Source organism: Pseudoduganella sp. R-43 (assembly GCF_049913255.1).
Lineage (GTDB): Bacteria > Pseudomonadota > Gammaproteobacteria > Burkholderiales > Burkholderiaceae_D > Rugamonas.
In genome coordinates, this window is record NZ_CP183988.1 from 4,561,437 (window position 1) to 4,582,803 (window position 21,367).

Consider the following 21,367-nt stretch of genomic DNA (forward strand, 5'->3'; position numbering starts at 1 on the left):
CGGCGCAACACAAGACGGTCGCGTCCGCACCCGGAGGGTGGTTGGTGATAACTCATAGTGATGATTCGTTAAGTTAAGGGGGCGCGGAGCTGCCGCGCTACTGCAAGCGGGAAATGCTGTTCAGGGCGCGGCAACGTCGCCGTTAGAGCCGCCGCCGTAGTCGTTGAGGAAGGTGTACTTGACCTTGAGCGCACCGGCTGGCGCAGCGCTCAGGTGCCCGACCGGAAATTCCTGGGTCGCACCGGGCGCCACCATACCGCCCGCCTCGCTTTCATAGCTGGCATTGCCGGCGCTCGCAGTCAGCTTGCTGAACGTAACGTGGTAAGGAGTGGGATTGGTTGCGGTCAGGACGTAGTTCCCTGACTCGGCCTTTCTCCAGGCCCAGTGCACTTTGGCCGCGGCGTCACGCGGGTCTCCCGGCAGGCCCGCGGGACGGAAAAATACTTTGATACGGCTGCGAATAGCCAGCTGCAGCATATTCTGCGGACGTTCCCCTTTTTCGGCGCGCGGCGGCACTTCCAGAACGTTGAGCCAGAATAGGGATTCCTTATCCTTCGGCAGCGCGTCATGCGTGTACATCAGGCGCAGGTGCTGTCCCTTTCGCGGATCTATGCGGGACAAGGGTGGCGTCAGAGCAAAAGGCACTTTGGCCGAGCCCGGCGTAGCGGAGGCATCGCCGTCGTCCAGCCACACTTGGGCCAGCACCGGAGTCTTGCCTTCATTACTCAGCTTAACCGTGACTTCGCGCTCGTCGGCCGGATAGATAACACGGGTGCCGGAAATGATAATGTTGGCGTTGGCCGTGCCGGCACTGATCACCATACCCACCGCCAGCAGCATCGAAAAGAAAGAAGGTCGTACTAACATATCGCGATTCCGATCTTGGTCAAATTGAAATACGTGCTGAAAAAGGCGCCGATGCCCAGCCAAGCCATCGACGCCCTGCTTACTTAATGCATCACAGGTACTGGATGGTGTAAGTCGCAGTGGAAGTCACGGCACCGGGGGTCGCCGCGCCCAGCGCAGCGTACTCGGCGAAGTACTTCAGTTCGGCCTTCTTGCCGGACACGGTAGCAGCGCTCGAACCTTGGTCCGCCGGGGTAACGGCAGCCAGATTCATGTCCTTACCGTCACTGTTCAGCAGCGCAATGCCGACGTTGGTAGCGGCGTCCTTACCCGTCAGGTTGTTTTTCAGCTTGCCGGAATTGGCATCCAGCGCACCAGGCACGAAGAGCGCGCTTACCTTGCCCGCTTGGTCGTCACACTCGGTCAGGCTCAGCGTGAATGGAACACGGCCGGCGCGCTGGCCTGCCGTAGCCAGCGACCCAGCGACAGCAGATGGCAGCGCTACAGTGAGATCGCCCTTACCAGTGTTGACCTTGCAAGATTGAGCCAGCACCTTGCCGGTGAAGGTGATGGTGCCATCCGCTGCGTGCGATACAGCCGGCACGATGGAAGCAGCGGCCAGCAGTGCGCCAACGATCAGGTTTGCTTTGGAGTGTTTCATGTAATGCCTTTCAAATGAAAGTAGATTTAAAAACCGGACCGGTTAGTCCGGCTGCGTGATGCGAGGTGCATCCTAGCGGCGCGTAGTCCGAGAGCGAAACTGCGACGCCACTTTCTAAGACGGGTTCACACCGGCGCGATGGCGACTAGGACCAGCTCACCTTCGCTCCGGAGCCCCCGTCTCAATTCGATTGCTTGCGTACCAGCTGCTGCAGCACAAGCGGCTTGCTGTCGGGTGTCGTCCACACCAGGTCCGGCCAGCGCAGCGCTTGCCCGTACAAATAACTGAACAAGGCCTGGCGCCGTTTGCGCGGCGCCGATTGTCCCAGCACGGCGGCGGCCAGCTTGTCCAGCATGCCGGCCGGCACCGAAGAATTGGCGATGTCGATCATGGCCCGCGCATGTTTGAACGGCAGCACGGCATCGCCTGCCACGGCCCCCGGGTAGCGCTGTAGCGCCCTCCCGTGTTCGACCATGGTGCGCACCGCCCCTGCCAGGCGGCTGACAATGATGAACACGGCGATCTGCTCCAACCGTCCCACTTGCCCAGCCCAGGCACTTTGCATGGCGTTCAACGTCTTGGTCGCATCGGTGGTTCCGCCCACTTCGGCCAGCACATCGAGCACGGTGCGCACCGTCGGCTTGCTGGCCAGCAGCTCGCAGTAGTGGCGCTCCACGCCAGGCAATGGCGACGTTGGCGCGGGGGGCGGCGCGGCGCGCATCGCCGGCAAGGCGCGGAAAATACTGTTCAGCGGCGCCGGATACTGCATGGCCAGCGCATGGGCCTCGGCATTAAGCCGGTTGGCCGATTCGTCGGCCATGGCCCGGGTGGCAAGGCGCAGCACCGCCCAGCGGTGCTGCGGCTGCAGGCCATCGGTCAGGTAATCCATCGCCTCGCGCCGCCCTTCGCTGAAGGCCTTGGCGAACAGGCGCGCACGGCCGCGCAGCTGATCGAACAGGTCGCGTCCCTCCAACAGACGCAGCACGGCGCACACTTCCTCCACTGACGCCTCTTCTTCGTCATGCAGGGCGTGCATGTCCACATCGAAGCGCTGCTCCAGCGCGAGCTGGGTCGCTTCCACCACTTCGCTGACCTGGAAGGTCAGTTCTTCCATGGCGTTGACCAGGCCTTGCTGCGAATACCCTCCCTGGCTCGGGCCATCCGCCTTTGCTTGCTCGCGCGGGACGTAGGTGGGGAACGCACCACGTGAAATCGCTTCTGCCATCGCTTAGCCTTTGTCTGAATGGGAGGCGCTTGGTACAGGCAAGGTAGCGTCCGCTGCCGCGTCGTGTCCCACGACGCGCGCCGTTAGAATGAACAGGCGCTCCAGCTCATCCTTCTTATCGCTGTCGGCCGAGAACAAGCGCCCCAGCAGTGGAATCTTGCTCAACACGGGAACGCGCTCCTGTCCGTTTTGCGTTTGTTCGCGGCGGTAGCCCCCGACCACCAGGGCCTGGCCCGGGTGCACCAGGGCTTGGGTGCTGATACTATTGCGCTCGGTCGTCGCACTGCTGCTACCGTCGCCTGCCGTGATCAGCCTGCCGTCCTCGATGTCCACCAGCAGATGGATGGTGGGGTCGGCTGCATCGGCAATCACGCGCGGGGTCACCTTCAGCAAGGTGCCGGCGGTCAAGCTCTTCAAGTCGGCAGTGCGCTCGCCCAGCAGCTTGACGTAAGCCGACTGGCTCATGTCCAGCACAGCATCGACATTGTCGAGCGTGAGCAGCGAGGGACGCGACACCACGCGCAGCGCGCCTTCCGATTCCAGTGCACGCATTTCCAGATTCAGCTTGCCGAGCGACCACAACACAAGATTGGCGCCACCTTGCTCAGCATCGCCGCCAGCGTGAGAAAACCGGCCCCCCATCTTTCCGCCCTGCAGCGACAGGCCGGCCGACCAATCGCGCAGCGTGCCGCGCTTGGCGTCGACGATGGTCACCAGGATTTCCACCTGCTCGACCGGCACATCCAGTGCCATGATCAAGTCCTGGTACATGGCGCGCCGTTCGGGCAGGTCGCGTACCAGCACGGCATTCAAGGGCGCATAAGCTTCGACGGTCGCAGGTACCGGCGCGGCCGGAGGCGCGCCTGGCGGCACCGGTTCGTTGCGTTGCGCCGCACGTGCCAGGGCGATCGGTCCCGGCCCGCCAAAGGGCTCGGGACGTCGCCCCGCCACCATCTGGCTGAGCAGCGTTGCCACACCCGGCTGAATCAAGAGCTGCTCGCGTACAGTGGTTTGATGATCGGCCGCAAGTGCGTATTTCAGGCGGAACAGCATGGGCTGCGGCGTCTCCTTGTTCTCGTCCTTATGCTCCAGAACGCTCTTTAGCAGGCGGACATAGTCTGGCGGACCGGCGACAATTACCGTGCTGTTGCTATCGTCACCACCTCCCCATCCGAACTTGGACTCAAACAGACCGAGGCCCTCCAAGGCCTGGCGCGCGCCCGCGCTATCAAGGCCGGCCAAACTGACACGCTCGGTCACCTGTGCATCCGCAGCCGACACATACAGCACTCCGTGATAGACGAACCACTGGAAGCGCTGCGCCGCCGCCAGGCGGTCCAGGTAGACGCTGGCCTGAGCCGCATGTGGATCGAACGGCACCGGCGCGCGGGTCAGGGCGCCATCCCGCAGACTCAGACGCAAGCCCATGGTGCGGGCAAACGCTTGCAGGCGCTCGCCCAGGGTCGATGCTTCGCCGCGATAGCTGTACAGCGTATCGTTCCAGGAAGCGGGCATGGCAGCGGAACAAGGCGTGACGGACACGCCCAGCGCCAGCAGCAGTGCCGCGCCTGCAGCCAATTGGCCCAACGGTCTCAGCATGCTCGCCCTCCTGCTGGGGCCGATGTGAGCAAAAGCAGCCAGGCGTCGATCTGGTTCAGCATCGCCTCGATTTCGTCCAGCAGGGAAGCCCTGTCCCGTGCCGGCAGGCGACGCACGAAGCGCAATGCGGCAGCCGCATGGCTATAGCTGAGGCTGGCAGCATGATGCGCGCTGGCCGGCAGCGCCATGGCACATAAACGCGCAAACAGCACATCGTCCAGTGGCTGCGCCAGCGCCAGTTCACCTGTTAGCCATGCGGAGTCCTCGTGCAGCGAAAGCTGCAGCGTGCGTCCCGGCAGCGCGATTTCAGCCGATCCGGTTTGCTCCAGACTGGCCAGGCTGGCGACAGCCGCGGCGTGCAGCGCCTCCATCTCCATGCCAGCCGTCACTGGCGTCGGCAGGCCATCCGTCATCGGATCTCCGTCATGATTTTCGAGAGCAAGCTATGGCGCCGTTGGGTGGCGACTTTGGCAGCCCACACTGCCATTTGCACTTCCTGAAAGGCCGCGACGTAAGCTTTCTGTTGCGCCGGATCGCTAGGACTGAGGTCGTTCATGGCTTTGTCAAAATTCTGCAGGGTGTTGCCGAAGCCGCTGACAAAACGGCTCAAGGGATTGTTGTAACTCATTGCGCTTCCTCCGAAATATCGCCCGCATGCCGGCCCAGTGCTGCCACGAGACTGCTCACGCTGGCGGAAAAATTGGCTGACAGTTCACTCCCGCCAGCGGTCAGTACGCATGTCCCAGACGCCACCGAGGCATCGGCCACGGACTGCCAGGCGTCACCGCTGCGCAGTTCCGCCGGCAAGCTGTCATAGTCTTGCGCATGCACTCGCAGCACCGCCTGGCTTGTGCCAGCTGCCGCACGCCATTCGCGCAACACAAGGCGCACACTGGACACCGCCGGCCAGCCTGGCGGCACTTCAAGCAACAGGCGCCGCAATGCCGTCCGCGCCAGTCGTGCCAGCATACGTCCCGCCTCCGTTTGCAACGCCGCACGCTGGCCCCGCAACTCTTCCAGCAAAGCATGCGCTTCGCGCCACACCATCTGGCTGGCTTCCTGCTTCAGCGCCAGGGCATCGTCGGCTGCCGCGGCGCGCACGGCATCCGCATCGTCGTAGGCCGCCGCGCGGATTGCCTCGGCTTCGACCTGCGCCGCGAGGCGCATTGCCTCGACCTCTTCCTGCCCTGCCGCACGCATGGATTGCAGCAGCTCCATGCCTTCCTGCCAGGTGGCGAGCTGCTCGCGCGGCAGGACCACGTCGTCCGGCGTGCGCGGCATACCGGGAGCAAGCCGCAAACGACGCACAACCGGCATCAGTAAAGCTGGATTCAACTCATCATTCATGCCTGCTTAGTGCGCTGGCCCGCGGTGCCGGTTCAGTATTTTTTTTGGCGAACCGTTCGCTGGCGGCGTGCCACTACAGCCCAAGCCCTAGGGGCGCTATGCCGAAAGGTCGCCAATGCCAGCCAACACCACACCATCCAGCCACCCTGCCCGCCGCGTCTCGTTGCGCAGCATGCCCGCCGCGCAAGCGCAGCTGGCACGCAGGCTGGCAAGCGGGTTGATCTGGAAGGCAACGCAAGGACCATGGCAATGTTTCGAGTTGCGTCGTTCCGCGTTGCCCGCGGCAGGCGCAGTTGAGGCAGGCTTTGCGCTACGCAATGCACACGGTGAATTGCAGATAGAGGAATTCACCCTGCTGCAGATTGCGAGCGGAATTGCGCTCGATCCCGCTTGGCCGGCTGCGGTAATGCATGACATGCTGCAGCTTGCCTGGGGCATGGTCGATGACGACCTGCGTCAAGCGCTCGGCGGCGACGCTACGTGCAGTACACAGCCCGTTGCCGCAGCATCCGACGACGTCCACTTGCTGCTTACCCTTTGCGGTAGCAATGGTTTTCGCCATAGCGCTGCGCTGCGCTGCCCGGCAGCCAGTGCGCTGCCATGGCTGCACTGCGACGGCTGGCAAGCCGGCGCACCGCCGGCTTGCCCCGCCGTCGATGCCCTGCCGTGCCACGGGCGGCTGTGGCTGGGCACCTCACACCTTACGGCACGCACGCTACGTACCCTGCGGCCCGGCGATGCCGTGCGCATTGCGATGCAGTACTACGGTTCAGACAACCGCGTGCGCATCAAGCTCGGCCGGCACGCGCTGATCGCTTACACGGCAAGCGACGGCACCCTCTACTTTGACTCTTGGAGAAGCGCAAGCATGGAACACGACAGCACGGAATGGGAAAGCGAAATCGATGGCGCCGACGCGCCGGTTGCTCTGGACGACTTACCGATCCGGGTCGACTTCGTCGCTGGACATGCGAACTTCACTGTCAACGAGCTGCGCAGCCTGGCGTCCGGCGCCGTCATCGAGTTGTCAATGCCGGCGCGCCCGGCAGTCGACATCGTCGCTAACGGCCGCCGCATCGGCTCCGGCGAACTGATCGAGGTTGACGGCACGCTCGCGGTCGAAATCATCAAGCTGGAAGGCGGCGCGTGAGCATTAGCAACGTCGACCCGATCGGCATCGCCCTCTTCCTGGCGGCGCTGTCGCTGCTTCCGCTATTGTTAATTTGCACCACCTGCTTTCTCAAGGTTTCAATGGTGCTGGTCATTGTGCGTAACGCCATCGGCGTGCAACAGGTGCCGCCCAGCATCGCCATCTATGGTGTGGCGCTGGCGATCAGCCTGATGGTGATGGCGCCGGTGTTTCATGACGCGGCGGCACGCTTGCCCGGGCAAGGCGGCACTGTGACTGAACGGACCGCGGGCCTGTCGCTTGGCGAGATGGCGCGCGCGGGCGAGCCGCTGCGCAGCTTCATGATCCAGCACACCGCCCCCGAAACGCGCAGCCATTTCCTGGCGTTGGCGCAGCGCCAGTGGCGCGGCACCACCCTGGCCAACGAGGCCAGCGACCGCGATTACGCCGTTGTGATTCCGGCATTCGTCATCTCGGAGCTGACAGTGGCTTTCCAGGTTGGTTTTGTGCTGTATGTGCCTTTTGTGGTGATCGACCTGCTGCTGTCGAATGTCCTGCTGGCGCTTGGCATGCAGATGGTGTCGCCGATGGTGGTGTCTTTGCCGCTGAAGATGCTGCTGTTCGTCATGGTCGACGGCTGGAGCAAGCTGGCGGAAGGATTGATGCTGTCTTACACATAGGAGAAAGGATATGGTCGAAACAATTGCGTTATTCCAGCGCGGCATGCTGCTCGTACTTTGGCTATCCGGACCGCCCCTGGCGGTGGCGGTACTGGTCGGTGTAGTGCTGTCGCTGGTGCAGACGCTGTTGTCGATTCAAGACCAGGCCTTGCCGTTTTCATTCAAATTGCTTGCCGTGGGTTTAACTCTGGCAATCAGCGGGCGCTGGATGGGACTCGAACTGTTCACGCTCACCAACCAGGCAATGCAGGCGGTGGCCAGCTTGGGCTACCACGGCTTGCCTGGCTCATAGGCGGCTCACATCGCCATTTCAACCACGCCGGCATACGCCGGCATTTAAAGGAGAACTTTATGCAACTACTCGGCGGTATCCTTGGCATTATCCCAAAAGTCATCGGCGGCGTGCTTGGCGGCGGCGCCTCGTCCGGTGCAAAAAACGCTCCTGCGCAGTCTGGCAACCCGCTTGCCAACGTCGCACACCAGGTGCTCAACGCGGTCGGTCTGAATCTTGGCAACTCGTTCTGATCAGACCGAAAGAGCGAACCGTGCATTCTTCGCCTTGCACTAACGAGGAAGCGGCATACTGTGCCGCCCCCCCTTTAACAACAGGAGAATCAAATGCCTGACATTAGCGCCCCCGGCAGCAATCCTTTCGTGGATTACGAAAAGGATTTGACCAATAGCGAATCGATCAGCTCACAGATTCAAGCTTATCAATTGGCCCGGCAACAAATGCGGTACCAAACGGAAAACGCGCGTTTGAAGAACGGCCTCGAGCAGACTACCGCTGTCTACGGCTTTCTCACTTCAATCCGACTGTAGTTTCTAAATCAACCAAGGAAAGGAAAAGTATGGCTACTCCTATCGATACCCGGCCAGTCTATATTGACCGCAGCGTCCATATCAATGAAAACCCGGGTGGCGGCATGCCATTCGGCGGCGGCATGCCGTTCGGCGGCGGCCCCTTCGGCTTCGGCGGCCCCCAGTACAACATGGGTTACGGCATTGGCAATATGCTGCGCAATTTCGGTTCCATGTTCCAGGGCATGAGCGACGGCTTCCGCGGCGGCTTCCTGGGAGGCCTGGCCCAGTATGCCATGTGCGGTACCCAGCGCATGTTGCAAATGCCGTTCTAACATCTTTTGCCAGTGCGTTTGCGCCGACGCACTGGCTTTTTTTTCAAGGATAAGCAATGTCCGAAGCAATCAAACTTGATATCACTCCGCGCTTGGCACAACAACGCGCATGCATCGCACGGCTCATGGACGACTATCCCTGCACCTTTGCCGCGCCGCAAGATGGCGGCCGCTGGAGCGAGTTCATTCAGCACGGCACCGTAGCGCAGGGCGCAGATCGCCATACCGCCGACAAAGCGTTAGGCATGCTGTCCAGTACCATCCGTACTGCCCAGCTCTCACTGAATGTACAAACCAGCCTGGTCGACATGCTGGCGCGCGCACGCGAACTGGAGATCGCCGATTTTCCCGCCGACCCGGCAGCGATGGCCCAGGCAGGACCGAACGCCGATCAGGAAGAGGCCACTGCATACGGCCAGGCGATCACCGTCTACAAGCAGTGCGTGCTGGAGGGCTTGATGGAACGCCAGGACCTGCTGCGCTTCCTGGCCGAGGCGTTCGACGAATTGCCGGCCACTACCCCGCTGAGCCGCGCATTGATCGAAACGGCCAAGATGCTGGTCATGATCGATCTGGAGGAACTGCTGCCGGAACAGGAGCTGCTGGAGGCGCCACGATGAGCGCGCCGGCCATGCTTGGGCGCGTGGCTGCGGCACGTGCCGCCACGCTTCGCGCGGCGGGTGCTGACAGCGCAGCCGCACGCGACGTCGATGTGTTTCGCCAAGCCTTGCAGGCCCCTCTGCCTGGGTCCGTGCTCAAGCCGGGCCGCACCGGCAGCGCATTGCAAGAGCTGACAGACGCATTGGGCCGGAACCGGCGTAGCCTGGCGCGACAGATCGAGCAGGTTCAAACCACACGCGACCCCGCCAGCATCGTGAAAATCACCAATGAACTGGTCGATCAAGGTGTACAGAACGACCTGATTGCCAAGGTGGTGGGCAAGACTGTGAGCGCGGTGGACCAGCTGACCAAATTGAGTTAGGCCGCCGATGTCCGCTCCCCTGCGCCGCTGGCGCGCGGCATTGCTATGCGCTTGCCTGATGCTGGCCGCATGCTCACACCCGCTCCAGCTGTATACCGGCCTGCCCGAAGGCGACGCCAACGAGATCGTCGCCGTACTGCGCGACCATGGCATCAGCGCCGACAAAAGCAGTGCCAAGCAAGGTTTCGTCGTCAGTGTCGGCGAAGCCGAACTGGCCACGGCAGTCGCCCTGCTGCACGAGCGCGGCTTGCCGCGCGACAGCTTTGCCCGGATGGGCGAGGTGTTCAAGAAGGACGGCATGATCTCCACCCCGACCGAAGAGCGCGCGCGCTATCTGTCGGTGCTGGCGGCGGAGCTGGAAAATACCCTGTCGCAAATCGACGGTGTGGTGCTGGCCCGCGTCCACCCGGTGCTGCCTGAACGCATCGTAGCGGGAGAACCGGTGCTGCCGTCCTCATGCGCCGTGTTGATCAAATTCCGTCCGGGCTGGGACCCGGTCGCCTACGAGAGCCGCATCCGGCAACTGGTACTGGCCAGCATCCCCGGACTGGCGGACGCCCCGTCCCCAGCCCACAGCGTGTCAGTGGTATTTGTCGCGGCCGAACAGGCGACGCCGTCCCCCCCACCGCCGGACGATCACCGCTTCGTATGGCTGGGCGTTTGCGGTGCCGCGCTGCTGGCGCTCGGCAGCACGGCCGTCTGGGCCTGGCGCCGCCGGCAGGTCACGAACACGGTCGAGCATGATGACGACGGCCCGATGTGATTCCGAGGCGCTTGATGCCGCCTGGCGCACGCTGTGGTTCGCGCCCTGGCGTGGGGCCGATCCCAGCTGGCGCGAGCAGGCGACGGATGGCGCGCCCTGGATCGCCCTGGAACGCCAAGGCGGGGCCTCGGAACACCTGTCCTATCGGCTGTTTTGCCTGCACTATGATTTGCCGCTGCTGGCGCCGCCCGCCGCGCCCGCCCTGCGCTCCTTGCCTGCAGCCGCGTGGCAGGCTGCACAACTGCCGGCGGTGCAACTCTTCCTGGGCATGGCCGGGTGGGCTGGCACGCCCGGTTTTACACGGAGCGGCTTGACCGAGCCCCTGGCCCATGCCGGCAGTGCGCTGGAGTGGCGCACCGCATTGCGGCTGGCGCGCGTGCGGCCGCTGGCGCCGCTGGAACCGGATCTCGCGCCACCGGCTGACGCCGCGGCCCTGATGCACATTGGCGGGCAGCAGCTACAGCAGGCCTGCGAAGCCTTGGCGCCTGGCCTTTGGCAACGCCTGCGCCTGCGCCTGCCATGCGGCGTCAGCGCCGGCCAGACGCCGCGAGCGGCGCCGGCCGCGATCGACGTCGCCACCGCGCGCCATATCGTCCGCGCCTGGCATTGCGCAACGACTCTCCCTGTCACCGTTGAGGAACACAAGCTTGAAACAGAATAGATCATTCGTTTGGCGCACAGCGCTGCAAACGGACGCCGAAGCGATCGCTGCCATCTATAACGAAACCGTAAACGGCGGCGGACATTCGCCGACCTTGAACAAGAGCAATGCGGCCAACGTCGGCCATTTGTTGCGTGAATCGCGCCGCAACGGCTGGCTGAATTGGGTGATTGAGCACGATGGCCAGCCTGTCGCCTGGGCCTTGCTGCGCGCCATCGTCTGGGGCCGGGAAGTCTGCCACCGTACCGGCGACCTGTCGATCTATGTGCGGCACGACATGCAGGGACAATCCTTGCCGATGAAGATGATCGCCGAAGTCTACCGCGAAGCGCCGCGCCATGGCTACGAAGCCGTTTCTTGCTGGATCCTCGGCGGCAACCGCAAAAGCCTGATGGTCGCCCGCGCATTCCGCATGAGTTTATGGGGCTGCCTGCCGCGTGCAGCCTGCTATGGCGACCGCGTTGACGACGTGATGATCTATGGCGTACGCTTCGACGATCCAGAATGGCGTGCCTACATGGAACGGCGCATCGCGCGGGCCGAGCGGCGCGCAGGCGCCGTTTAACCCCACATGGCTGCCGCGCCGCTGCCGAACTTTCTGCTGCCGGTCAGCTGCCTGGCGCTGGCCATGCCGCGCATGCTGGGCTGCGCCCTGGTGCTGCCGGCGCTGGGACGGCAGCATATGGCCGGGCTCGAACGCAGCGCCTTCTGCCTGGCGCTCTCGCTGCCGCAGGCGCAACTGCTGTGGCCTTTGCTGCAGCATCAGCCGCTGACTTTTTTGCAGGGCGGCGCGCTGGCCCTGAAGGAAGTGCTACTGGGCGTGTTGCTAGGCTGCCTGCTCGCCGTACCGTTCTGGGCCATGCGCGCAGCCGGTACGCTGATCGACAACCAGCGCGGCACCAATGCGGCGCAACAGATCAACCCATCCCTGCAGGCCGATTCTTCGATCCTCGGCGAGCTGTGCGAACGGGCTTTGCTGGTCTATCTGATTGAAACAGGCCTGTTCCTGCGCCTGTTTGATGTGATGGCCGACAGTTACCAGCTGTGGCCGGCCCTCACGCTGGCGCCGCTGCATGCGCCGGCCGCGCATCAAGCAATGCTGGCGGCATTGACGCGCTTGATGGCCGACGCCATGTTGTACAGCGCACCGGTATTGCTGGTGACCATGCTGGCCGAATATGTGCTGGCGATCGGCAGCAGCGTGCTGCAGGGGCTGGATGTCTACCAGGTCGCCATGCCGGTCAAAGCCATGCTGGCGCTGTGGATGCTGATGATGTGCTTCCCGGCCCTGCTGCCCTTTATCGCCACCCACGCCGGCGAATGGTGGGGCGACGCCGTGCTGCAGGCCCTGCGCCCATGAGCGACAAAACCCACCCGCCCAGCGAACAGCGCAAGCGCCACGCACGCGAGCATGGCGAATTCGGCTTGAGCCAGGAACTGTCCAAGCTGCTGCTGTGGACCATCGGGACCGAGGCCGTGCTGGCCGCCGAGCCGGCATGGCGCACCCTGCTGCAGAACGATATGCTGCAGGCGCTGGCCGCCATTGCGCGCCCCGGCCGGGTGCCGCTCGACAGTGCCTGGTCCGCCTTCAGCGCCGCCGTACTGATCATGCTGTGCATGGCCGGCGTCGCGGCCCTAGTATCCGCGCTTTCCGTTCTATCGCAGACCGGTTTCAATATCGCACCCAAAGCGCTGGAGAAAGGCACGCAGCGCTTCGACATCGGCAGCAACCTGAAACAGCTGGTGGCGCCGAAGAAATTCCTGATGGCGCTGCTGGGGCCACTCAAGATGAGCGTGCTGCTCGCGACCGGCTACGGCTGCCTGCGCGACCAGTTGCCCGGCCTGGCCCAGTTGTACGTACTGACGCCGCAACAAGGCTGGCTGGCGGCAATGGCGGCCATGCGTACCGTCACTCACCATTGCCTGGGTGTGTTGCTGGTGCTGGTGCTGGCCGACCTGGCCCTGCAGCGTTATATGAACTACCGCAGCATGATGATGGATATCAGCGAGGTCAAGCGCGATCATAAAGAATCCGAGGGCGACCCGCATACCAAGGGCCAGCGCAAGGGGATTGCCAAACAGAACGTGATGGAAGAGCGGCGCAGCCCGCGCGCACCGGAGGCCGACGCCGTGGTGGTCAACCCCGAGCACATTGCGGTGGCGCTGGCCTACAGCGCCGAGCGCGACGGCTTGCCGCGCATCGTCGACAAGGGGCGCGACGGGGAAGCCGACCAGCTGCGCGCGCTGGCGCGCCAGCGACACGTCCCCATCATCAAATACCCCGGCTTGGCGCGCCAGCTGTACGCCACCGGCCGGGTGGGCAGCCACATTCCATCGCACACCTTGCGCGCTGTGGCCTTGCTGTACCGCGCCATCCAGGAACTGGAAGGCATGGCGGTCGACGAGCTGCACGAGATTGATGAGGAAATCGGCCACGCCATGCTGGCCGGCCCAGTGCCACCGCCGCCTCAGTCCTCGTCCACGTAGCGGGCGGCAATGCCGCGGAACTGGTCCTGGATCGCCAAGAAGGCGTCCAGCACGTCAGGGTCGAAGTGCCTGCCACGTCCCTCGCTCATGATGGCGACCGACTGCTCGTGGGAGAAAGCTGGTTTGTAGATCCGCTTGCTGATCAGCGCGTCATAGACGTCCGCCACCGCCATCAGGCGCGCCGAGACCGGAATCGCGTCGCCGCGCAAGCCTTGCGGGTAGCCCGTGCCATCCCATTTCTCCTGGTGGCCGTACGCAATCTCGCGGGCAAACAGCAGAAAGCCGTTGCTGCTGCCGAGATACTCTTCCACCGCCTGCACGGCATCGCGGCCGTAATCGGTATGTTTCTTCATGATCTCGAATTCATCCTCGGTCAGCTTGCCGGGTTTGAGCAGGATCTGGTCCGGCACGCCCACCTTGCCGATGTCATGCAGCGGCGCCGACTTGTAAAGCAGCTCGATGTTTTCCGCCGTCAGCACGCGGCGGAATCGCGGGTGCTCGCGCAGCGCATTGGCCAGCGCCGCCACATAGTGCTGGGTGCGCCTAATATGGTTGCCTGTTTCGTTGTCGCGCGTCTCGGCCAGGCAGGCCATGGCGAAGATCACGCCGTCGCGCATCTTTTCCACCTCCTGCGTGCGCGCTGCCACCTGCTCTTCCAGCCAATCGTTGTGGCGCTGCAGGGTACGGCGCGCCTGGCGCACCATCAGCTCCTTGCCCACCCGCGCCAGCACGATGGCCGGAGAAATCGGCTTGGTGATGTAATCAACCGCGCCCGCCCGGATGCCACGTTGCTCTTCTTCCGCCTCGCTCTTGGCGGTCAGGAAAATCACCGGAATCTCGGCCGTCAGCGGATTGGCCTTGATGCGCGACAGGACGGCGTAGCCATCCATCTCGGGCATCATGACATCGAGCAGAATCAAGGCCGGCAGCGGCGGAATTTCCAGTGCACGCAAGCCACGCGCCCCGCTATTGGCCAGCGTGACACGATACTGGTCCTTGAGCAGGTTGTTCAGCAGCGACAAATTGCTGGTGTTGTCTTCAATTACCAGGATGGCGGGCTTCGCCGCCACGAGCGTCGGGTTGCGCATCTTCTTCTCCAGTTAAACGAAGGCAGGCTTGCCGGCGACTGTCGGCAGCACCTTTCAGGTAGCGAAGCCGGAGTAACTACATAATTGCAAGTACGTTAATCCCCGTAAAGTTTCAGTATAGATTGTTAATTCGGGAAAAAACCATGCGTTGCAAAAAAAGATATACGGAATGCTCTCCCGTTGTCGAACTGCCTTGAGACAGGCAGGCACTCACTGTCATGGACCGAGACCTTCCCCTGGCCGCCCCGGTGTGCCACAGCCTGCTGACCAGCCTAAGGCTGGGCCAGCCCAGTCATGACTGCTATCGATGTGGCGAGCTGATTTTGTCGGCCTTGAGCGGCGGCCGGCTATGTGTCGCATTTGCGGAAAAGAAGATGACGCTGGCCGACGCGCAGCGGCTGATGCAGCGCCAGTTCGAGGCGCCAGAGCGGCATGGCGAAGCCCAGCTGGTGCTGGACCGCCTTGGCCGGTTCGGTTTGATTGTGCGCCTCACCGCCGACGGGGGCAGCGATGAAGCGCGCCTGCGCGCCACCCTCCGGCCTGCTTTGCGCCTGTTGGCCGGGTGAGGGCTGCAGACGCCCGGCAGTCAGGCGGGGCAGTCTGTGCCCTGTTCGGGCAGTTCGGAACGGTCCTGGCCGACAACCCGCGCGTACGTTTCGCGCGTCATGACGTGACCAGGTTGCCACACCGCCAGTTCATCGCCCTCATCGGTGAGCGACGTGGTGCGGATTGGGTCGAGGTAAATAGTCAAGCGATTCGCCCTCCTTCAGGTTGAAACAGTGGTCGCCCAGTGCACGCACAGCAAGGCTGCGGCGAACAGGCAATCCATCAATAGCATGCCGGCCACCATGCGCCTGTCATGCTGGTTCTCGTTTGTTTTGCTCATAACATTCTCCTTTCGGGCCCGCCTTTGGCGCGCCGACCGAAGACTATATGCCGTGCCCGGCATTGCCTGGCGGCCCCGCAAGAATTCCCGGACCAATCCCGGACAGCAAAGCCGGTCTGCCCGCTTGACCTGCATAAATCGTTACCCATTGGTAATTCAGTCCGACATTTGGCAACGTCCAGCGCGTCGCACGGCCACAGGCATACGATGGTTGCGCTTCTACTTCAAAAGGAGGTCAATGTGTTTATCGGATTTATCCCATTCATTTTCTTATGCGCAGCAACCGTGCTGTCGCTGCGCCCGAACGCGCGCACTGTGGCGCAGTGCATGTGGCTGCTGTCGATCCTGATGATCGTCATCTGGGGCGTCTACCATGGCAGCCATCATATGCCGCTATTCCGCACGCTCAGCTCGTGGTAAGGAGCCATCATGAAACTGAACCGTTTAATTGACTCGCTGACCCTAATGGGCGTGTGCCTGGTGCTGCTCATCGCTTTTTACTTTCAACTTTTCATGGATGAACTGCCCTGCTCGCTTTGCAATCTGGAGCGCGCCGGCTTCCTGTTGTTTGGCGGCGGACTGCTGCTCAATGTCAGGCAGGAGGAAGCAAGCAATGCCAACTATGTCCTAGCCGCGCTCGGAGCCCTGGTCGGCAGCGTCATTTCCTTGATGCATATGTTCGTCAAAGTCCTGCCTGGCACGCCACCGACCGGCACCACCTTCCTCGGCTTGCACATGTACACCGCCAGCTATCTCGCCCTGACCGCAGCCGTTCTGTATTGCGTTTGCATGCTGGCGCTCGCGCCCAGGCTGGGCAAGCGGACAGTGGCTTGCAGCGCATCCTGGACTCGCGTCGCGTCGACGCTGTTTGCGGTGCTGGTATTTGCCAACCTGGTATCCGCCTTCCTGGAGATTGGCTTTCATCCGTTCAAACCTGGCGGCCAGCAGCATTACCTGATGCTCTATGACGGCGATGTCATGAAGCCTTGACGAGGCCCACGGCCTCACTATCCGAAGCGCCAGCCACGCCTGGCGCTTCTTTTTTAATCCAATGGAGTGTTCAATGACCGACCACAACAGCGCGGCCCCCAAAGGCCGCCGGCAATTTGTCAAAGGCATGGGCGCCGTCGTCGGCGTGGCCGCAGCCAGTCCCTTGCTGGGCTTTGCCGCACAAACGGCGCAGGCTAACGACGATGTCGCGCTCGCGGCCGGGCCACGCCCGCTTGTCGCCTATCCCCAGAAACGGCCCCTGCTGCGCGTCACCACCCGTCCGCCGCACCTGGAGACGCCGTTCGAAGTCTTCAATCATGGCCCGATCACGCCAAATGACGCCTTCTACGTGCGTTACCACCTGGCCAATATTCCGCTCGCGGTCGACCCGCAAACCTACCGCCTGCAGATCAAGGGCAAGGTGAAGACGCCGCTCAGCCTTTCGCTGAACCAGCTGAAAGACCTCGGTGCGCACGCGGAAGTGATCGCGGTCAACCAATGCTCCGGCAACGGCCGCGGCTATCTTTCGCCACGCGTGGCGGGCGCACAGCTCGGCAACGGCGCCATGGGCAACGCGCGCTGGGTCGGCATCCCGCTCAAGACCGTGCTGGAAAAGGCGGGCCTGCAAGGCCGCGCCCGGCAAGTGGTCTTTAACGGACTGGATCAGCCGGTCCTGCCAAGCACGCCGGACTTCAGAAAAGCGCTCGATATCGACGTGGCGCTGCAGGAGGACGTGATGCTGGCCTGGGGCATGAACGGGGAAGACTTGCCATTCCTGAACGGCTATCCGCTCAAACTGATCGTGCCAGGCTATTTCGGCACCTATTGGGTCAAGCACTTGTCCGATATCGAAGTCATCGATACCGCGTTCGGCGGTCACGATGCCGCCTTCATGACTGAAGCTTACCGCCTGCCCGACAATGACTGCCATTGCGTCACCCCGGGCGCTCCCGCCGGGCACACCAAGCCGATCGGCCGGCTGCCGGTGCGCAGCTTCATCACCAGCCTCGCTTCCGGCGCCGTGCTGCCAGCCGGACGCCCCGTGGAACTGAAAGGGATTGCCTTCGACGACGGCAGTGGGCTGAAGACAGTGGAAGTGTCGACCGACGGCGGGCGCAGCTGGCGGGCTGCAAGCCTCGGCCAGAACCTTGGCCGCTACTCCTTCCGCGAGTGGCGCTTGGCCGTCAGCTTCGGCGCCCTCAAGGGCCCTGCGGTACTGATGGTACGCGCCAGCAACCGGCGCGGCGAAGTACAGCCCATGCAGGTCGACTGGAATCCCGGCGGTTACCGCCGCCACGCGATCGAGTCCTACCATATCACTCTTGCCTGATGAGGAATTCAATGAAGTTCAGCCACGCTTTCGGTGCCCTGGCCCTGCTGGCCAGCACCACCTTCGCCATGGCCGCGCCGCACGCCATCACCTTGCCGCCTGAGACGGCCAAGCTGAAGCCATCGGCCTTGCCCGGCTATCAGATCGCGCTGCAAAAATGCGCCACCTGCCATTCCGCCGATTACATGGAATACCAGGCGCCGCATATGACGCTGGCGCAATGGACCAAGGAGGCGGCCAAGATGCGCGACCTGTTCGGCGCGCCGCTCAGCGAAGACGATGTGCGCCAGGTCGGCGCCTACCTCGCCGTGACGTACGGCAGCGCCAAGGAAAGCGAACTTCCGGCCGCACTGCGCAGCGCGGCGCCGGTCCGCCCCGGCACGCCGGACGCCGGTGCCGGTAATGCCAAGGCGCCGGACGTGAAAGCCCTGCTCGCGGCAAATGCCTGCCTTAGCTGCCACGCCATCGACGCCAAGGTCGTAGGCCCAGCCTACAAAGACATCGCCAGGAAATACCGCGGCGATGCTTCCGCCCTGGACAAGGCTAGCGCGAGCATTCAAGGCGGCAGTGCCGGAAAATGGGGCCCGGTCGCAATGCCGCCGTTCGGCCAGTTGAAACCAGAGGAAGCGCGCGCCCTGGCTGCTTTCGTACTAAAGCAATGAGGTAAAGCGGGAGGTGCCCGGCGTGCGCCGGGCAGTGCAGATGCCGCGGGCGACGCAGCCTAAAGGCTCGCGTCGAAGCCAGCCATCAATGCCGGTGCCCGGGACCTGGGCAGATAAACGAAATTCCGATTGAACGCCTGGCCGGCCAATTGCGCATCATCCATATCCCTGTTCCATTGCAGCGAATACAGCTGTCCGGCAATGTACGGATCGGCCACGGCGCACAGCATGCGGCGTAAATCGGAAATTGTGCACGTGCGCCACCAATCCGCGCCACGGCCATGCAAACGGAATGGCTCGTCATATGGCCAGGCGTTGGCGCGCCGCGCCATTTCGTGGCGCCCGAAACGGCATATGCCCAGGGCGAACATCGTCGCGACAGGCCCATAGCGAAGACGTTGCAGCGCTTTGCGATAAGCGTGTACACGGGCGCGCCGCACAGCTGGAGCCTCGTCATAAACCTTGAATATTTCCTGCATCAGCCTCGCGTTCTGAACCGCCGCGGCGGAAGACGGGCGCGCGAAACAGTGTTGGTAATGTTCCAGAAAAGCCGTCAGGCAGTGTTCGTATGCCGCCAAGCTGTCCCCGTCGCCGGGTGAATCGCGCAAGTTGGACAACAAGTTGTCCATCGACCTGCACAGGCGGTTCACGACCCGCCGCGCATCGGTGGTCTTATCGTCCAGCCAAGCCGCCGTGTTGCCGTCATCGGGCCAGTTCCATTCAAACAGCGCCCTGGCATCACGCCGGCCATGCTCGTAATGCTCGTGTGTCAAGATCGATTTCATGACACGCTTTTCCATACTGTTTTCGCCAACCGGCATTGATCCCTCGTTAGAATTGAATTAGGCCCGTTTGGGCAACGAGCCATCCTAAAAGACCCGCGCACGCAGGACGCACCCGGCTAACTAGAATCAGACCAATTCACGGAAGGTGTGACTGGAAACGCAAGGATACGGAAGGCCAACTAGGGTTTACAGTCGTGCGCCCTGCGAAGTCGCGATCGCTCGCCATTCGCCGTTCGTGACTCGGTAGAGGGTAATTGACCCGTTCTTCACATCACCCTTGTCATCAAACTCAGTGGTTCCTGTAATGCCCTTGTAATGAATTTTGCGCAGGGCCGGCAGAAACTTTACAGGATCCGTCGAGTTAGCCTGCTTCATGGCCTCGACCAGGATCATGACCGCATCGTAGCTGTAAGGCGCGTATGCCTGCATCTCGCCGTACTTCTCGGTAAATGCCGAATTGAGCGCCGCGTAACCAGGCATACTCTCTTTTGGCATACCAATCGAAGAGGCCATGTGCCCTTCCGCGTCGGGACCTGCAAGCTTTGTAAAAATGGATGATTGCATGCCATCCGCTCCAAGCAACTTCGCCTTAATTCCCAGTCTGGCCATTTGCTTTACCATGAGACCAGCCTGCGAATCCATACCGCCGTAGTAAATAAGATCCGGATTCAAACCCTTAATTTTCGTGAGAATTGCCGTAAAATCAGATGCCGTGTAGGTGGTGTACTCGCGACCGATGACCTTCCCCCCACGCTGCGCAAATACTTTGGCAAATCGGTCCGCCTGTCCTTGCCCCGCTGCCGTTCGATCATCGATCACGGCCACTTTTCTGGCGCCTAATTTATCGTAGGCGAAATTGCCGAGAACTGAGCCTTGCTGGTCGTCATTGGCGATATTTCGGAATGCCGTATTCAACCCTTGATGGGTATAAACAGGGCTGGTCGACCCTGGTGAGATTTGCGGAATACCTGCGGCAGCGTAAATCCTCGAGGCGGGAATGGTCGTTCCGGAGTTATAGTGACCGATTACAGCAACGACCTTCTGGTCCACCAACCGATTTGCCACTTGCGTGGCGACGCGCGGATCCGATTGATCGTCTTCCACGACCATTTCGAACCGAACCTTCTCGCCCCCAATCACAGGCTGTTGGGCGTTGATCCGGTCGAGTGCCAAGCGCGCACCTGACTGAATATCTTTTCCCAGGTGCGAAATTGGCCCAGTCATTGGCGCGGCAAGTCCGATCTTGAGCAGGACTTCGCCAGCTGTCGCCATTGCAGGGAGACCGCTCGCAAAAATCGCGGTGCAGATCATTGCTCGAATTACTTTCATATGTCAGTCCTACGGAAACTAAGTTGAGATCTAATCCCACAGCGAGGCAGCTCCGACTGTGGCCCGAGCGTGGCTGCGCGCGACGCATCGCCTATGAGTGAAGAATGACAACTGGAGGGTTCGGGTAAATTAGTCCGACTATTTGACGTCGACCGCCGTGAATGAAATTAGCGGCGCGGCCAGGTTGTCATTATCTCGCCCCCGGTTCCCCGGCTGGTGGTGCCGGCCATGCCTTTGCCGGAGCCGACATCCAGTGCAAATCCAGACCAATTCACGCTTGTTATTCGGCGTAGTCCGAAACTTGCCCCCGCCTAGCCCAGGGGGAGACCAGCACCGTTATGCTCCTGCCCTCAGAATTGATTGCATACGGTGTAGCCTTTGAAGGAGGAATTTCAGATCCGCCAATACGTCGAGGCGTTGGGCATCAGATACCGGATCGCCGGCCTCACGCTCGATGCGGATGGCGGCGCCGGCTTGCGACTGGGTGACGGCAGTGAAATCCATCTGCGGTTCAGGCGCGCCACCAACCGGCTCTACATCCATGCCGTGCTGGCGCCGCTGCCGGCAAGGCCCATACCCGGACTGGCCCTGAAGCTGTTGAAGATGAACTGTCTGGAAGCGGGCAGCGGCGGCGGCGTGCTGTCCGTCTCCGCATTTCAGCGCGCTTTCGTCTATCACGTGTCGCTGCCGGCCGCCTGCATCGACAGCGAGCGCCTTGAGCGCGAAATCGAAGCATTCCTGTCCAAACGCGCGCGCGCCGCGCAATGCCTGGACGCCTGAA

Annotated in this window: 30 protein-coding genes; 19 read left to right on the top strand and 11 right to left on the bottom strand. The window is 62.4% G+C overall.

From position 1 onward, the window contains the following. Positions 1-120: 120 nt before the first annotated feature. From ACN9M3_RS20480 to ACN9M3_RS20510, 7 genes are all read right to left on the bottom strand, one after another. The gene (locus ACN9M3_RS20480; protein WP_426318477.1) at positions 121-867 is read right to left on the bottom strand and encodes a fimbria/pilus periplasmic chaperone; all 747 of its coding nucleotides are present in this window, start codon (positions 865-867) and stop codon (positions 121-123) included. A 91-nt stretch (positions 868-958) separates the two neighbouring features. Then, positions 959-1,507: a fimbrial protein gene (locus ACN9M3_RS20485; protein WP_426318478.1), complete on the bottom strand. Its 549-nt coding sequence runs from the start codon at positions 1,505-1,507 to the stop codon at positions 959-961. A gap of 181 nt (positions 1,508-1,688) precedes the next feature. Then, entirely contained in the window at positions 1,689-2,732 is a 1,044-nt protein-coding gene (locus tag ACN9M3_RS20490) for a hypothetical protein (protein ID WP_426162377.1), read from the bottom strand. A 3-nt stretch (positions 2,733-2,735) separates the two neighbouring features. Beyond that, on the bottom strand, positions 2,736-4,331 hold the full coding sequence (sctC, locus tag ACN9M3_RS20495) for a type III secretion system outer membrane ring subunit SctC (protein ID WP_426318479.1): 1,596 nt from the start codon (positions 4,329-4,331) through the stop codon (positions 2,736-2,738). Continuing rightward, on the bottom strand, positions 4,325-4,744 hold the full coding sequence (locus ACN9M3_RS20500; RefSeq protein WP_426162379.1) for a hypothetical protein: 420 nt from the start codon (positions 4,742-4,744) through the stop codon (positions 4,325-4,327). The genes sctC and ACN9M3_RS20500 overlap by 7 nt, the downstream gene beginning before the upstream one ends. After that, positions 4,741-4,959, bottom strand: coding sequence for a hypothetical protein (locus ACN9M3_RS20505; RefSeq protein WP_426162380.1), 219 nt, complete (start codon positions 4,957-4,959; stop codon positions 4,741-4,743). The genes ACN9M3_RS20500 and ACN9M3_RS20505 overlap by 4 nt, the downstream gene beginning before the upstream one ends. After that, a complete protein-coding gene (locus ACN9M3_RS20510; RefSeq protein WP_426162381.1) occupies positions 4,956-5,678 on the bottom strand; it encodes an HrpE/YscL family type III secretion apparatus protein in 723 nt (240 codons plus the stop codon). Before ACN9M3_RS20510 ends, ACN9M3_RS20505 begins: the two co-directional genes overlap by 4 nt. Positions 5,679-5,793: 115 nt before the next feature. Here ACN9M3_RS20510 and sctQ point away from each other — a divergent pair, with 115 nt between their 5' ends. The 13 genes from sctQ (at position 5,794) to ACN9M3_RS20575 (ending at position 13,516) form a co-directional block, all read left to right on the top strand. After that, on the top strand, positions 5,794-6,828 hold the full coding sequence (gene sctQ / locus ACN9M3_RS20515) for a type III secretion system cytoplasmic ring protein SctQ (protein ID WP_426318480.1): 1,035 nt from the start codon (positions 5,794-5,796) through the stop codon (positions 6,826-6,828). After that, the gene (gene sctR / locus ACN9M3_RS20520; protein WP_426318481.1) at positions 6,825-7,487 is read left to right on the top strand and encodes a type III secretion system export apparatus subunit SctR; all 663 of its coding nucleotides are present in this window, start codon (positions 6,825-6,827) and stop codon (positions 7,485-7,487) included. The genes sctQ and sctR overlap by 4 nt, the downstream gene beginning before the upstream one ends. A 10-nt stretch (positions 7,488-7,497) precedes the next feature. Next, positions 7,498-7,779, top strand: a complete 282-nt coding sequence (gene sctS / locus ACN9M3_RS20525; RefSeq protein ID WP_426162385.1) for a type III secretion system export apparatus subunit SctS — start codon at positions 7,498-7,500, stop codon at positions 7,777-7,779. Positions 7,780-7,838: 59 nt separating this feature from the next. After that, entirely contained in the window at positions 7,839-8,012 is a 174-nt protein-coding gene (locus ACN9M3_RS20530) for a hypothetical protein (protein WP_426318482.1), read from the top strand. Positions 8,013-8,105: 93 nt separating this feature from the next. Next, a complete protein-coding gene (locus ACN9M3_RS20535) occupies positions 8,106-8,309 on the top strand; it encodes a hypothetical protein (protein ID WP_426162388.1) in 204 nt (67 codons plus the stop codon). 29 nt (positions 8,310-8,338) lie between these two features. Beyond that, positions 8,339-8,623, top strand: coding sequence for a hypothetical protein (locus ACN9M3_RS20540; RefSeq protein WP_426162390.1), 285 nt, complete (start codon positions 8,339-8,341; stop codon positions 8,621-8,623). Between the two features lie 56 nt (positions 8,624-8,679). Then, positions 8,680-9,243 (top strand): hypothetical protein, encoded by a 564-nt coding sequence (locus tag ACN9M3_RS20545; protein ID WP_426318483.1) that lies wholly within the window; start codon positions 8,680-8,682, stop codon positions 9,241-9,243. Continuing rightward, positions 9,240-9,605 (top strand): EscI/YscI/HrpB family type III secretion system inner rod protein, encoded by a 366-nt coding sequence (locus ACN9M3_RS20550; RefSeq protein ID WP_426318484.1) that lies wholly within the window; start codon positions 9,240-9,242, stop codon positions 9,603-9,605. The genes ACN9M3_RS20545 and ACN9M3_RS20550 overlap by 4 nt, the downstream gene beginning before the upstream one ends. 7 nt (positions 9,606-9,612) lie before the next feature. After that, entirely contained in the window at positions 9,613-10,368 is a 756-nt protein-coding gene (gene sctJ, locus ACN9M3_RS20555) for a type III secretion system inner membrane ring lipoprotein SctJ (protein WP_426318485.1), read from the top strand. Beyond that, positions 10,346-11,029, top strand: coding sequence for a hypothetical protein (locus tag ACN9M3_RS20560; protein WP_426318486.1), 684 nt, complete (start codon positions 10,346-10,348; stop codon positions 11,027-11,029). The genes sctJ and ACN9M3_RS20560 overlap by 23 nt, the downstream gene beginning before the upstream one ends. After that, complete coding sequence (locus tag ACN9M3_RS20565; RefSeq protein WP_426162397.1) at positions 11,016-11,594, top strand: GNAT family N-acetyltransferase; 579 nt, start codon at positions 11,016-11,018, stop codon at positions 11,592-11,594. Before ACN9M3_RS20560 ends, ACN9M3_RS20565 begins: the two co-directional genes overlap by 14 nt. Before the next feature lie 6 nt (positions 11,595-11,600). After that, positions 11,601-12,389: a type III secretion system export apparatus subunit SctT gene (sctT, locus tag ACN9M3_RS20570; RefSeq protein ID WP_426162398.1), complete on the top strand. Its 789-nt coding sequence runs from the start codon at positions 11,601-11,603 to the stop codon at positions 12,387-12,389. After that, on the top strand, positions 12,386-13,516 hold the full coding sequence (locus ACN9M3_RS20575; RefSeq protein WP_426318487.1) for an EscU/YscU/HrcU family type III secretion system export apparatus switch protein: 1,131 nt from the start codon (positions 12,386-12,388) through the stop codon (positions 13,514-13,516). Before sctT ends, ACN9M3_RS20575 begins: the two co-directional genes overlap by 4 nt. Here the strand turns inward: ACN9M3_RS20575 and ACN9M3_RS20580 are convergent. Next, the gene (locus tag ACN9M3_RS20580) at positions 13,498-14,604 is read right to left on the bottom strand and encodes an HD-GYP domain-containing protein (protein WP_426318488.1); all 1,107 of its coding nucleotides are present in this window, start codon (positions 14,602-14,604) and stop codon (positions 13,498-13,500) included. The genes ACN9M3_RS20575 and ACN9M3_RS20580 overlap by 19 nt on opposite strands. 218 nt (positions 14,605-14,822) lie before the next feature. Between ACN9M3_RS20580 and ACN9M3_RS20585 the strand changes: the two genes are divergently transcribed. Beyond that, positions 14,823-15,170 carry a hypothetical protein gene (locus tag ACN9M3_RS20585; protein ID WP_426162401.1) on the top strand — a complete coding sequence of 116 codons (348 nt, stop codon included), beginning with the start codon at positions 14,823-14,825 and terminating at the stop codon, positions 15,168-15,170. A 20-nt stretch (positions 15,171-15,190) separates the two neighbouring features. Here ACN9M3_RS20585 and ACN9M3_RS20590 read toward each other — a convergent pair whose 3' ends face one another. Continuing rightward, a complete protein-coding gene (locus tag ACN9M3_RS20590) occupies positions 15,191-15,355 on the bottom strand; it encodes a hypothetical protein (protein ID WP_426162402.1) in 165 nt (54 codons plus the stop codon). Positions 15,356-15,730: 375 nt separating this feature from the next. On the opposite strand from ACN9M3_RS20590, the gene ACN9M3_RS20595 reads away from it, so the two are divergent. The 4 genes from ACN9M3_RS20595 (at position 15,731) to ACN9M3_RS20610 (ending at position 18,472) form a co-directional block, all read left to right on the top strand. Next, a complete protein-coding gene (locus ACN9M3_RS20595; RefSeq protein ID WP_426162403.1) occupies positions 15,731-15,910 on the top strand; it encodes a hypothetical protein in 180 nt (59 codons plus the stop codon). 9 nt (positions 15,911-15,919) lie between these two features. Then, positions 15,920-16,480: a disulfide bond formation protein B gene (locus ACN9M3_RS20600; RefSeq protein WP_426162405.1), complete on the top strand. Its 561-nt coding sequence runs from the start codon at positions 15,920-15,922 to the stop codon at positions 16,478-16,480. Between the two features lie 73 nt (positions 16,481-16,553). Then, positions 16,554-17,810, top strand: coding sequence for a molybdopterin-dependent oxidoreductase (locus ACN9M3_RS20605; RefSeq protein ID WP_426162406.1), 1,257 nt, complete (start codon positions 16,554-16,556; stop codon positions 17,808-17,810). A gap of 11 nt (positions 17,811-17,821) precedes the next feature. Beyond that, positions 17,822-18,472: a c-type cytochrome gene (locus ACN9M3_RS20610; protein ID WP_426162407.1), complete on the top strand. Its 651-nt coding sequence runs from the start codon at positions 17,822-17,824 to the stop codon at positions 18,470-18,472. Positions 18,473-18,531: 59 nt separating this feature from the next. Here ACN9M3_RS20610 and ACN9M3_RS20615 read toward each other — a convergent pair whose 3' ends face one another. Together ACN9M3_RS20615 and ACN9M3_RS20620 are read right to left on the bottom strand one after the other, a co-directional pair. Next, positions 18,532-19,257, bottom strand: a complete 726-nt coding sequence (locus ACN9M3_RS20615) for a hypothetical protein (protein WP_426162408.1) — start codon at positions 19,255-19,257, stop codon at positions 18,532-18,534. Positions 19,258-19,443: 186 nt separating this feature from the next. Continuing rightward, on the bottom strand, positions 19,444-20,586 hold the full coding sequence (locus tag ACN9M3_RS20620) for a branched-chain amino acid ABC transporter substrate-binding protein (RefSeq protein ID WP_426162410.1): 1,143 nt from the start codon (positions 20,584-20,586) through the stop codon (positions 19,444-19,446). Between the two features lie 378 nt (positions 20,587-20,964). Here ACN9M3_RS20620 and ACN9M3_RS20625 point away from each other — a divergent pair, with 378 nt between their 5' ends. Then, on the top strand, positions 20,965-21,366 hold the full coding sequence (locus tag ACN9M3_RS20625; RefSeq protein WP_426162412.1) for a CesT family type III secretion system chaperone: 402 nt from the start codon (positions 20,965-20,967) through the stop codon (positions 21,364-21,366). The last annotated feature ends 1 nt before the right edge of the window (position 21,367 follow it).

Excerpts from the sequence above, each read along its gene's own strand:
- sctS (WP_426162385.1), top strand. The coding sequence starts at position 7,498 with ATGGTCGAAACAATTGCGTTATTCCAGCGCGGCATGCTGCTCGTACTT.
- ACN9M3_RS20560 (WP_426318486.1), top strand. The coding sequence starts at position 10,346 with ATGATGACGACGGCCCGATGTGATTCCGAGGCGCTTGATGCCGCCTGG.
- ACN9M3_RS20530 (WP_426318482.1), top strand. The coding sequence starts at position 7,839 with ATGCAACTACTCGGCGGTATCCTTGGCATTATCCCAAAAGTCATCGGC.
- ACN9M3_RS20485 (WP_426318478.1), bottom strand. The coding sequence starts at position 1,507 with ATGAAACACTCCAAAGCAAACCTGATCGTTGGCGCACTGCTGGCCGCT.
- ACN9M3_RS20480 (WP_426318477.1), bottom strand. The coding sequence starts at position 867 with ATGTTAGTACGACCTTCTTTCTTTTCGATGCTGCTGGCGGTGGGTATG.
- ACN9M3_RS20585 (WP_426162401.1), top strand. The coding sequence starts at position 14,823 with ATGGACCGAGACCTTCCCCTGGCCGCCCCGGTGTGCCACAGCCTGCTG.
- sctC (WP_426318479.1), bottom strand. The coding sequence starts at position 4,331 with ATGCTGAGACCGTTGGGCCAATTGGCTGCAGGCGCGGCACTGCTGCTG.
- ACN9M3_RS20540 (WP_426162390.1), top strand. The coding sequence starts at position 8,339 with ATGGCTACTCCTATCGATACCCGGCCAGTCTATATTGACCGCAGCGTC.
- ACN9M3_RS20535 (WP_426162388.1), top strand. The coding sequence starts at position 8,106 with ATGCCTGACATTAGCGCCCCCGGCAGCAATCCTTTCGTGGATTACGAA.
- ACN9M3_RS20610 (WP_426162407.1), top strand. The coding sequence starts at position 17,822 with ATGAAGTTCAGCCACGCTTTCGGTGCCCTGGCCCTGCTGGCCAGCACC.
- ACN9M3_RS20580 (WP_426318488.1), bottom strand. The coding sequence starts at position 14,604 with ATGCGCAACCCGACGCTCGTGGCGGCGAAGCCCGCCATCCTGGTAATT.
- ACN9M3_RS20615 (WP_426162408.1), bottom strand. The coding sequence starts at position 19,257 with ATGAAATCGATCTTGACACACGAGCATTACGAGCATGGCCGGCGTGAT.
- ACN9M3_RS20545 (WP_426318483.1), top strand. The coding sequence starts at position 8,680 with ATGTCCGAAGCAATCAAACTTGATATCACTCCGCGCTTGGCACAACAA.
- ACN9M3_RS20605 (WP_426162406.1), top strand. The coding sequence starts at position 16,554 with ATGACCGACCACAACAGCGCGGCCCCCAAAGGCCGCCGGCAATTTGTC.
- ACN9M3_RS20510 (WP_426162381.1), bottom strand. The coding sequence starts at position 5,678 with ATGAATGATGAGTTGAATCCAGCTTTACTGATGCCGGTTGTGCGTCGT.
- sctT (WP_426162398.1), top strand. The coding sequence starts at position 11,601 with ATGGCTGCCGCGCCGCTGCCGAACTTTCTGCTGCCGGTCAGCTGCCTG.
- ACN9M3_RS20505 (WP_426162380.1), bottom strand. The coding sequence starts at position 4,959 with ATGAGTTACAACAATCCCTTGAGCCGTTTTGTCAGCGGCTTCGGCAAC.
- ACN9M3_RS20575 (WP_426318487.1), top strand. The coding sequence starts at position 12,386 with ATGAGCGACAAAACCCACCCGCCCAGCGAACAGCGCAAGCGCCACGCA.
- ACN9M3_RS20620 (WP_426162410.1), bottom strand. The coding sequence starts at position 20,586 with ATGAAAGTAATTCGAGCAATGATCTGCACCGCGATTTTTGCGAGCGGT.
- ACN9M3_RS20500 (WP_426162379.1), bottom strand. The coding sequence starts at position 4,744 with ATGACGGATGGCCTGCCGACGCCAGTGACGGCTGGCATGGAGATGGAG.
- ACN9M3_RS20550 (WP_426318484.1), top strand. The coding sequence starts at position 9,240 with ATGAGCGCGCCGGCCATGCTTGGGCGCGTGGCTGCGGCACGTGCCGCC.
- ACN9M3_RS20600 (WP_426162405.1), top strand. The coding sequence starts at position 15,920 with ATGAAACTGAACCGTTTAATTGACTCGCTGACCCTAATGGGCGTGTGC.
- sctJ (WP_426318485.1), top strand. The coding sequence starts at position 9,613 with ATGTCCGCTCCCCTGCGCCGCTGGCGCGCGGCATTGCTATGCGCTTGC.
- sctQ (WP_426318480.1), top strand. The coding sequence starts at position 5,794 with ATGCCAGCCAACACCACACCATCCAGCCACCCTGCCCGCCGCGTCTCG.
- ACN9M3_RS20490 (WP_426162377.1), bottom strand. The coding sequence starts at position 2,732 with ATGGCAGAAGCGATTTCACGTGGTGCGTTCCCCACCTACGTCCCGCGC.